At 65.7% G+C, this 9442-nt stretch carries 7 protein-coding genes; 6 read left to right on the top strand and 1 reads right to left on the bottom strand.

Annotated features, from left to right (window positions below):
- Window positions 1-207 precede the first annotated feature (207 nt).
- Complete coding sequence (gap, locus tag ACO6VM_RS06710) at window positions 208-1209, bottom strand: type I glyceraldehyde-3-phosphate dehydrogenase (RefSeq protein WP_125860030.1); 1002 nt, start codon at window positions 1207-1209, stop codon at window positions 208-210.
- Window positions 1210-1473: 264 nt separating this feature from the next.
- Between gap and edd the strand changes: the two genes are divergently transcribed.
- The 6 genes from edd to ACO6VM_RS06680 all read left to right on the top strand — a co-directional run bounded on the left by edd (window position 1474) and on the right by ACO6VM_RS06680 (window position 9378).
- Window positions 1474-3300, top strand: coding sequence for a phosphogluconate dehydratase (gene edd / locus ACO6VM_RS06705; protein WP_422402955.1), 1827 nt, complete (start codon window positions 1474-1476; stop codon window positions 3298-3300).
- Window positions 3297-4253: a glucokinase gene (locus ACO6VM_RS06700; protein ID WP_422402954.1), complete on the top strand. Its 957-nt coding sequence runs from the start codon at window positions 3297-3299 to the stop codon at window positions 4251-4253. Before edd ends, ACO6VM_RS06700 begins: the two co-directional genes overlap by 4 nt.
- A gap of 112 nt (window positions 4254-4365) precedes the next feature.
- On the top strand, window positions 4366-5088 hold the full coding sequence (locus ACO6VM_RS06695) for a response regulator (protein WP_401060655.1): 723 nt from the start codon (window positions 4366-4368) through the stop codon (window positions 5086-5088).
- A complete protein-coding gene (locus ACO6VM_RS06690) occupies window positions 5072-6526 on the top strand; it encodes an ATP-binding protein (protein WP_401060644.1) in 1455 nt (484 codons plus the stop codon). Before ACO6VM_RS06695 ends, ACO6VM_RS06690 begins: the two co-directional genes overlap by 17 nt.
- 231 nt (window positions 6527-6757) lie before the next feature.
- Complete coding sequence (locus ACO6VM_RS06685; RefSeq protein WP_422402953.1) at window positions 6758-7975, top strand: AGE family epimerase/isomerase; 1218 nt, start codon at window positions 6758-6760, stop codon at window positions 7973-7975.
- A gap of 116 nt (window positions 7976-8091) precedes the next feature.
- Entirely contained in the window at window positions 8092-9378 is a 1287-nt protein-coding gene (locus ACO6VM_RS06680) for an ABC transporter substrate-binding protein (protein WP_422402952.1), read from the top strand.
- Window positions 9379-9442 lie beyond the last annotated feature (64 nt).

Raw genomic sequence — 9442 nt, 5'->3', positions numbered from 1 at the left:
TGGTGCTCGTGGTTGCCCTTGCCTCACCCCCCCCCCCCCCCCCCCCCCCCCCCCCCCCCCCCCCCCCCCCCCCCCCCCCCCCCCCCCCGCTCCCACATGGATCGCGCTAACTTGAGGCAGCATCGTACCTGTGGGAGCTGGCGTGCCAGCGATGAGGCCAGCACTGACAACATAAGACAGTTGCTCCCACGCCCACCGGCAAAGTGCTTACTTGGCGCTGAACAGCGCCAGGCAGTTGTCCAGCATGCGGTTGGAGAACGCCCACTCATTGTCGTACCAGGCCAGCACCTTGAGCATGCGGCCGTTGGCGCGGGTGTGGTTGGCGTCGAAGATCGACGACAGCGGGTTGTGGTTGAAGTCGCACGACACCAGCGGCAACGCGTTGTAACCCAGTACCCGCGAATGGCGGCTGGCCTCGAGAAACAGCTGGTTGACCTCCTCTGTGGTGGTCTCACGCTGCAGGTTGACCGTAAGGTCGACCAGCGACACGTTGATCACCGGCACCCTCACGGCCATGCCGGTGAGCTTGCCGGCCAGCTCCGGCAGCACCAGGCCCACCGCCTCGGCGGCGCCGGTCTTGCTCGGGATCATCGACTGGGTGGCGGAGCGCGCGCGGTACGGGTCGGCGTGGCAGACGTCGGTGAGCACCTGGTCGTTGGTGTAGGCGTGGATGGTGGTCATCAGCCCCTGCTCGATGCCGAATTCGCGGTGCAGCACCTGGGCCACTGGCGCCAGGCAGTTGGTGGTGCACGAGGCGTTGGAAATGATCTGGTGCGAGGCGCGCAGCACATCGTGGTTGACCCCGTACACCACGGTGGCGTCGGCGCCCTTGGCCGGTGCGCTGATGATCACCTTGCCGGCGCCGGCGGCCAGGTGCGCGGCAGCCTTGGCGCGCTCGGTGAACAGCCCGGTGCATTCGAACACTACATCGATGGCCAGGGCTTTCCAGGGCAGCTCGGCGGGGTTGCGGATGGCGCTGACGGCAATCCGGTCGCCGTTGACGGTGAGGCTCTCGTGGTCGGCCTCGACCTGTGCATCGAAATGGCCGTGAACGCTGTCGTACTTGAGCAGGTGGGCGTTCATCGCGCTGTCGCCCAGGTCGTTGATGGCGACGACCTGCAGGTCCTGACGGTAGCCGTGCGTGTAGAGTGCGCGCAGGACATTGCGTCCGATGCGGCCGAATCCGTTGATGGCGATGCGTAGGGTCATGGCGTTACCTCTGGCAGTCGGGTGAAGCCTGTGGCAAAAAGGCAGCTTCACTGAAACGGTTTTGTTATTGGAATTACAAGATTATTCACTGCGTGATAGAAAACAAGCCTTTTTAGTGGCAGTATTTTGTTAAATCTACAACGAGTGGCCGGGCAGGCTGCTCCGCGAATGTGCCGGGTACCTTTACTGCAAGCCTAGGCCGCAATCGTTTGGAGGGAAAATGCCCATTGAAGCCGCCCTTACCGTTAGCCTGGAGTCCAGTACATGCATCCGCGCATCCTTGAGGTCACCGCACGGCTGATCGAACGCAGCCGTCCCACCCGTGAACGCTACCTTGAGCTTATCCGCGGCGCGGCCAGTGACGGACCGATGCGCGCCAGCCTGCAATGCGCCAACTTCGCCCATGGCGTGGCCGGCTGCGGTGCCGACGACAAGCAGACCTTGCGCCTGATGAACGCCGCCAACGTGGCCATTGTCTCGTCATATAACGACATGCTCTCGGCGCACCAGCCGTACCTGCACTTCCCCGAGCAGATCAAGCAGGCCCTGCGCGAGGTTGGCTCGGTCGGCCAGTTCGCCGGCGGCGTGCCGGCCATGTGCGACGGCGTGACCCAGGGCGAGCCGGGCATGGAGCTGGCCATCGCCAGCCGCGAAGTGATCGCCATGTCCACCGCCATCGCCCTGTCCCACAACATGTTCGATGCTGCCCTGATGCTGGGCATCTGCGACAAGATCGTCCCTGGGCTGATGATGGGTGCGCTGCGCTTCGGCCACCTGCCGACCGTTTTCGTCCCCGGCGGGCCGATGGTCTCGGGCATCTCCAACAAGCAGAAGGCCGACGTGCGCCAGCGCTACGCCGAGGGCAAGGCCACTCGTGAAGAGCTGCTCGAGTCGGAAATGAACAGCTACCACGGCCCAGGCACCTGTACCTTCTACGGCACCGCCAACACCAACCAGCTGGTGATGGAAGTGATGGGCATGCACCTGCCCGGCGCCTCGTTCGTCAACCCCTACACGCCACTGCGCGATGCCCTCACCGCCGAGGCTGCGCGCCAGGTCACGCGCATGACCAAGGCCAGCGGCAGCTTCATGCCGATCGGCGAGATCGTCGACGAGAAGGCGCTGGTCAACTCGATCGTCGCCCTGCACGCCACCGGCGGTTCGACCAACCACACCCTGCACATCCCGGCCATCGCCCAGGCCGCCGGCATCCAGCTGACCTGGCAGGACATGGCCGACCTGTCCGAGGTGGTGCCGACCCTGTCCCACGTGTACCCGAACGGCAAAGCCGACATCAACCACTTCCAGGCCGCCGGCGGCATGGCCTTCCTCATCCGCGAGCTGCTCGATGCCGGGCTGCTGCACGAGGACGTCAACACCGTGGCCGGCCCAGGGCTGCGTCGCTATACCCAGGAACCGTTCCTCGACAACGGCCAGCTGGTCTGGCGCGAAGGCCCGCAACAGAGCCTCGACGAGAGCATCCTGCGCCCGGTGGCGCGGCCGTTCTCCGCCGAGGGCGGCCTGCGGGTAATGGAAGGCAACCTGGGGCGTGGCGTGATGAAGGTCTCCGCCGTGGCCCCTGAACACCAGGTGGTGGAGGCCCCGGCGCGGGTGTTCCATGACCAGCAGTCGCTGGCCGATGCGTTCAAGGCCGGCGAGCTGGAATGCGACTTCGTGGCCGTGGTGCGCTTCCAGGGCCCGCGCTGCAACGGCATGCCCGAGCTGCACAAGCTGACGCCGTTCCTTGGCGTGCTGCAGGACCGTGGCTTCAAGGTGGCGCTGGTCACCGACGGGCGCATGTCTGGCGCTTCGGGCAAGATCCCGGCGGCCATCCATGTGTGCCCGGAGGCCTTCGACGGCGGCCCGCTGGCGCGAGTGCGCGATGGTGATATCGTGCGGGTCGATGGTGTCGAAGGCACGTTGCGGATCCTGCTGTCGGCCGAGGAAATGGCCAGCCGCGAGCTGGCCGAGCCGCCCAAGGGCAATGACCTGGGCTGCGGTCGCGAGCTGTTCGGCTTCATGCGTGTGGCGTTCAGCTCGGCAGAGAAGGGCGCCAGTGCCTTCACCTCTGGCCTGGAGACTCTCAAGTGAAAGAACTGCTGGTTGGCGACATTGGTGGTACCAACGCACGTTTTGCCCTGTGGCGCGACAACCAGCTACACGCGGTCCAGGTGCTCGCGACCGCTGACTACACCAGCCCCGAACAGGCGATCGAGGCGTACCTGGGCGAACAGGGCATCGCCCGTGGCGGGCTGGCGGCGGTGTGCCTGTCCGTTGCCGGGCCGGTGGATGGCGATGAGTTTCGCTTTACCAACAATCACTGGCGCCTGAGCCGCCGGGCGTTCTGCCAGACCCTGCAGGTCGAGCGGCTGCAATTGATCAACGACTTCTCCGCCATGGCGCTGGGCATGACCCGTTTGCGCGAAGGTGAATATCGAGAAGTCTGCCCGGGCCAGGCCGACCCCTCCCGCCCAGTGCTGGTGATTGGCCCTGGCACCGGCCTTGGCGTTGGTAGCCTCGTGCGTCACGGCGAGCAATGGCTGGCGTTGCCGGGCGAGGGTGGGCATGTCGACCTGCCGGTGGGCAATGCCCGCGAAGCGGCGATTCACCAGGAGATTCAACGCCAGATCGGCCATGTCAGTGCCGAGACCGTGCTCAGCGGTGGCGGGCTGGTGCGTTTGTACCAGGCGCTCTGCGCGCTCGATGGCGACACGCCCAGGCACAAGACCCCGGCGCAGATCACCGATGCAGCACTGGCCAACGAGCCACGGGCGCTGGCGGTGGTCGAGCAGTTCTGCCGCTTCCTCGGTCGGGTGGCGGGCAACAATGTGCTCACCTTGGGCGCGCGCGGTGGGGTCTATATCGTCGGCGGGGTGATTCCGCGTTTTGCCGAGCTGTTCCTGCGCAGTGGTTTTGCCGCGAGTTTTGCCGACAAGGGCTGCATGAGCGGGTATTTCGCCGGGGTGCCGGTGTGGCTGGTGACTGCGGAGTTTTCCGGGTTGCTGGGGGCGGGGGTGGCGCTGCAGCAAGCGTTGGATCATTGAGCGCCATCGCGGGTCAAGCCCGCTCCCACGATTCCCTGTGGGAGCGGGCTTGCCCCGCGATTGGCCCTCACAGCAGACACAAAGATCTGCGCATACAAGAGGACGGACCATGATGACCACTGCCGGCAAATCGATCCTGATGGTCGACGACGACCAGGATATTCGCGAACTGCTGCAAACCTACCTGAGTCGCGCCGGTTTCCAGGTGCAGGCCGAGCCCGACGGTCAGTCCTTCCGCCGGGCACTGGACGCCACCCCCTGCGACCTGGTGATCCTCGACGTGATGCTGCCCGATGAAGACGGCTTCAGCCTGTGCCGCTGGGTGCGCCAGCACCCCCGGCTGTCGCGGGTACCGATCATCATGCTCACCGCCAGCTCCGACGAGGCCGACCGGGTCATCGGCCTGGAGCTGGGCGCCGACGATTACCTGGGCAAACCCTTCAGCCCGCGTGAGCTGCAGGCGCGGATCAAGGCCCTGCTGCGCCGCGCCGACTTCGGCCAGGCCGCACCGGCCAGCCCGGTGCTGGCGTTTGACGACTGGCGCCTGGACACGGTGAGCCACCGGCTGTTCCACCGCGATGGCGAGGAAGTGATCCTCTCCGGCGCCGACTTCGCCCTGCTCAAGCTGTTCCTCGACCACCCCCAACAGATCCTCGACCGCGACACCATCGGCAATGCCACCCGCGGGCGCGAGCCGATGCCCCTGGACCGTATCGTCGACATGGGCGTCAGCCGCTTGCGCCAGCGCCTGCGTGACACCGAAAAACCACCCCGGCTGATCCGCACCGTGCGTGGCAGCGGCTACTTGCTGGCGGCCCATGTCAGCCCGGCCTAGCGAGCGGCGCTGGCGCCTGCTGCCACGCTCTCTGCTGGGGCGCATGTTGCTGCTCACCCTGCTGGTGGTGGTGCTGGCCCAGGGGCTTTCCAGCGTGATCTGGGTCGCCCAGCTGCGCGCCAGCCAGCTGCAGGGCCTGCGGGCCAGCGCCAGCAGCCTGGCCCACTCGATGAGCGCCAGCGTCAGCTACTTCCGTTCGTTGCCGGTGGCCTACCGGCCAATGGTGCTCGACCAGTTGCGCAGCATGGGCGGCACGCGCTTCTTCGTGTCGCTCAACGTCAAGCCGCTGGACATGCCGGTGCTGCCCGTCACCCCGCGCAAGCAGGCGGTGATCGAGGTGTTCCAGCAGGTGCTGCACGAACGCCTCGGGCAGCAGATGGACATCTCGGTGGAGTTCGTCAGCCCCGACGACCTGCGCATCTTCAACAGTGGCCTGAAGCTCGATGAGCTGCCGCGATCGTGGGCGCATTACTCGCTGACCCTCGAACCGCTCAACCCGCCGGTGCTGGTCACCCAGATCCGCCTGGGCGAGGGCGAGTGGCTGTATATCGCCTCGCTGCTGCCCGAGCCCTACACCAGCCTTGAAGCCGAACGCCTGCCACGCCAGCAGATCGGTTTCATTGCCCTGACCACCGCGATGTTGCTGCTGTTCATCGGCTTGCTGGTGCACTGGCAGAGCCGGCCGCTCAAGCGCCTGGCACGGGCGGCCCGGGAGCTGTCGCTGGGCGCCGAGGTGGCACCGGTGGCCGAAGGCGGCGGCAGTGAAGTGGTGGAAGTGGGGCGGGCGTTCAACAACATGCGTGAACGCATCAGCCGCTACCTGACCGAGCGCTCGCAACTGTTCAGCGCCATCTCCCACGACCTGCGCACACCGATCACCCGCCTGCGGCTGCGGGTCGAGTTGCTGGAAGACGAGGCCTTGCAGGCCAAGTTCAGCCGTGACCTCGATGAGCTGGAGCTGCTGGTCAAGGGCGCGTTGCAATGCGTGAAGGACACCGACATTCACGAGAACATCGAACCGATCGATCTCAACCAGGTGCTGGAGCTGCTGGCCGAGCCTTATCTGCGCGACGGCCGCATCACCCTCGAAGGCCGGGCACTGGCGCCGTACCCGGGCAAGTCGCTGGCCCTGCGCCGCTGCATCGGCAACCTGATCGACAACGCCATCAAGTACGGCGAACGGGCGCAACTGCGCATCATCGACAGTGCCGAGAGCTTTGTATTGCAGGTCGACGATCAGGGGCCGGGGGTGCCGGAGCAGCGCTTGGAGCAGGTGTTCGAGCCGCACTTCCGTTTGGCTGGGCAGCAGCAGGGGTATGGGTTGGGGCTGGGGATTGCGCGCAATATCGCCCATAGCCATGGCGGAGAGGTGAGCCTGTTGAATCTTCGTGAAGGGGGATTGCGGGTGACGTTGTACCTGCCGCGTACGCCTGATTGATGCCAATCGCGGGGGAACACCGCCCCCCCACACCCCTACCCCTTTGGAGAAAGACCTCCCCCACACATATCGTCACACCCCTTTCCCCCGTTTGTGTCGCTGTTGTGGGGGCGGGCTTGCCCCGCGATGAGGGCCTCGACGTAACGATGCGGTGACAATCGTGCCAGTCTTCGTGACATGCCACCCAGGACGGCTGGCTAGAATCGGCTGACAACAACAAGGAAGACGCCAATGACCCGTAGCTGGCTCGATTCCCCCGCACACCACGCCTGGCTCACCACCGAGGCCTTGTGCCTGCTCGATTTCGCCAAGGCCGCGCGCCTGCCCCAGGGCTTCGGCAACCTTGATGACGATGGCCGCCTGCCGCGCGGCGCCCTCGCCGAAACCCTGAATACCGCCCGCATGACCCACAGCTTTGCCCTGGCCCATCTGCAGGGCGTGCCGGGCTGCCTGCACCTGGTCGAGCATGGCGTCGCCGCCCTGCAAGGTCCGCTGCGTGATGCCGAATACGGTGGCTGGTTCACCCATCCTGAAGGTCAGGCCGGCAGCGACAAGGCCGCGTACCTGCACGCATTCGTCGCCCTGGCCGCCAGTTCGGCGGTGGTGGCGGGTGTCGCCGCTGCTCCCGCGTTGCTGGAACAAGCGATCGAGGTCATCGAAACCCGCTTCTGGTGCGAAGCGCAGGGCGCCCTGCGTGAGTCCTTCAGCCGCGACTGGCAACAGGCCGAAGCCTACCGCGGCGCCAACAGCAACATGCATGGTGTCGAGGCATTCCTGGCGCTGGCGGATGTGACCGGCGACGCCTTGTGGCTGGACCGCGCCCTGCGCATCGTCGAGCGGCTGATCCTCGGCCAGGCCGCCAGCGACGGGTTCCGCGTCACCGAGCATTTCGACCCAGGCTGGCAAGCGCTGCCGGACTACAACCGCGACAACCCCACCGATGGTTTTCGCCCTTATGGCACCACCCCCGGGCATGCCTTCGAATGGGCGCGCCTGCTGTTGCACCTGGAAGCTGCCCGGCTGCGTGCCGACCTGCCGGTGCCGAAGGCGCTGCTGAACGCCGCCAAAGGCCTGTTCGGCAGCGCTTGCCGCAACGCCTGGCTCGCCGACGGTGCCCCAGGCCTGGTCTACACCCTGGACTGGCGCGACCGCCCGCTGGTGCGCGAGCGCTTGCACTGGGTGCATGCCGAGGCCAGCGCCACCGCCGCCGCCTTGCTGCGACGCACTGGCGAGCCGCACTACGAGCAGTGGTACCGCTGCTTCTGGGAATTCATCGCCACGCATTTCATCGACCGCGTACACGGCAGCTGGCACCACGAACTGGACCCGAGCAACCAGCCCAGCGCGCGCATCTGGTGCGGCAAGCCCGATCTCTACCACGCGCTGCAGGCCCTGTTGCTGCCGCGCCTGCCGCTGGCGCCGAGCCTGGCCACTGCGCTGGCTTTGTAACCAAACGCTGACATTCGCGCATCCGTTCGTTACCTGGCGCCGGGCGCGAGGTCCTTACACTCACTGCAAAGCAAGCGACAGTCTTGCCACGCATAACAACAAGAAAGGTATTCCCCATGCATTCGACGCTTCGTCTCGCCGCCGCGATCTCGTTCGCTTCCCTGTACGCCCTCAGTGCCCATGCCGCCGATGCCAAAGGCAGCGTGGAAGTTGTCCATTGGTGGACTTCCGGCGGTGAAAAAGCCGCCGTGGATGTGCTCAAGGCCCAGGTCGAAAAAGACGGTTTCATCTGGAAGGACGGCGCGGTTGCCGGCGGCGGCGGTGCCACCGCCATGACCGTGCTCAAGAGCCGCGCAGTGGCCGGCAACCCGCCCGGCGTGGCGCAGATCAAGGGGCCGGATATCCAGGACTGGGCGTCCACCGGATTGCTCGATGCCGATGTGTTGAAGGACGTTGCCAAGCAAGAGAAGTGGGACAGCCTGCTCGACAAGAAAGTCGCCGACACCGTGAAGTACGACGGTGACTACGTGGCCGTGCCGGTGAACATCCACCGCATCAACTGGCTGTGGATCAACCCGGAAGTGTTCAAGAAGGCCGGGATCGACAAGGCCCCGACTACCCTCGAAGAATTCTACGCGGCAGGCGACAAGCTCAAGGCCGCCGGCTTCATCCCGCTCGCCCATGGCGGCCAGCCGTGGCAAGACAGCACCGTGTTCGAGAACGTGGTGCTCTCGGTGATGGGCGTGGAGGGTTACAAGAAGGCCTTGGTCGACCTCGATGAAAAGGCCCTGACTGGCCCCGAGATGGTCAAGGCGCTGACCGAACTGAAGAAGGTCGCCACCTACATGGACCCCGACGGCAAGGGCCAGGACTGGAACCTGGAAGCCGCCAAGGTCATCAACGGCAAGGCCGGCATGCAGATCATGGGTGACTGGGCCAAGAGCGAGTGGACCCTGGCCAAGAAAACCGCCGGCAAGGACTACCAGTGCGTCGCGTTCCCCGGCACCGACAAGGCCTTCCTCTACAACATCGATTCGCTGGTGGTGTTCAAGCAGAAGGATGCCGGCACCGCGGCGGGCCAGCAGGACATTGCCCGCAAGGTGCTGGGCGAGGACTTCCAGAAGGTGTTCAGCACCAACAAGGGCTCGATCCCGGTGCGTAACGACATGCTCGCCGACATGGGCAAGTACGGCTTCGACGCCTGCGCCCAGACTTCTGCCAAGGACTTCCTGGCCGACGCCAAGAGCGGCGGCCTGCAGCCGAGCATGGCGCACAACATGGCCACCACGCTGGCCGTGCAGGGGGCGTTCTTCGATGTGGTGACCAACTACATCAACGACCCCAAGGCTGAGCCGGCCGATGCGGCGAAGAAACTGGCGGCTGCTATCAACTCGGCCAAGTAACCAGATCGCGGGGGAAAACCACCCCCACAAAAGCACACTAACTCCCTGGGGACGGGCTTGCCCC

Origin of the sequence: Pseudomonas sp. GZD-209, assembly GCF_049310485.1 — a bacterium.
GTDB classification, from domain to species: Bacteria; Pseudomonadota; Gammaproteobacteria; order Pseudomonadales; family Pseudomonadaceae; genus Aquipseudomonas; species Aquipseudomonas sichuanensis.
Note: the sequence above shows the minus strand (reverse complement) of the source record. Positions and strands in the feature narration are given on the sequence as shown.

What these genes read in the sequence shown, in the direction of transcription:
- gap (WP_125860030.1), bottom strand. Translation starts at nt 1,209, where the DNA reads ATGACCCTACGCATCGCCATCAACGGATTCGGCCGCATCGGACGCAAT.
- edd (WP_422402955.1), top strand. Translation starts at nt 1,474, where the DNA reads ATGCATCCGCGCATCCTTGAGGTCACCGCACGGCTGATCGAACGCAGC.
- ACO6VM_RS06695 (WP_401060655.1), top strand. Translation starts at nt 4,366, where the DNA reads ATGACCACTGCCGGCAAATCGATCCTGATGGTCGACGACGACCAGGAT.
- ACO6VM_RS06690 (WP_401060644.1), top strand. Translation starts at nt 5,072, where the DNA reads ATGTCAGCCCGGCCTAGCGAGCGGCGCTGGCGCCTGCTGCCACGCTCT.
- ACO6VM_RS06685 (WP_422402953.1), top strand. Translation starts at nt 6,758, where the DNA reads ATGACCCGTAGCTGGCTCGATTCCCCCGCACACCACGCCTGGCTCACC.
- ACO6VM_RS06680 (WP_422402952.1), top strand. Translation starts at nt 8,092, where the DNA reads ATGCATTCGACGCTTCGTCTCGCCGCCGCGATCTCGTTCGCTTCCCTG.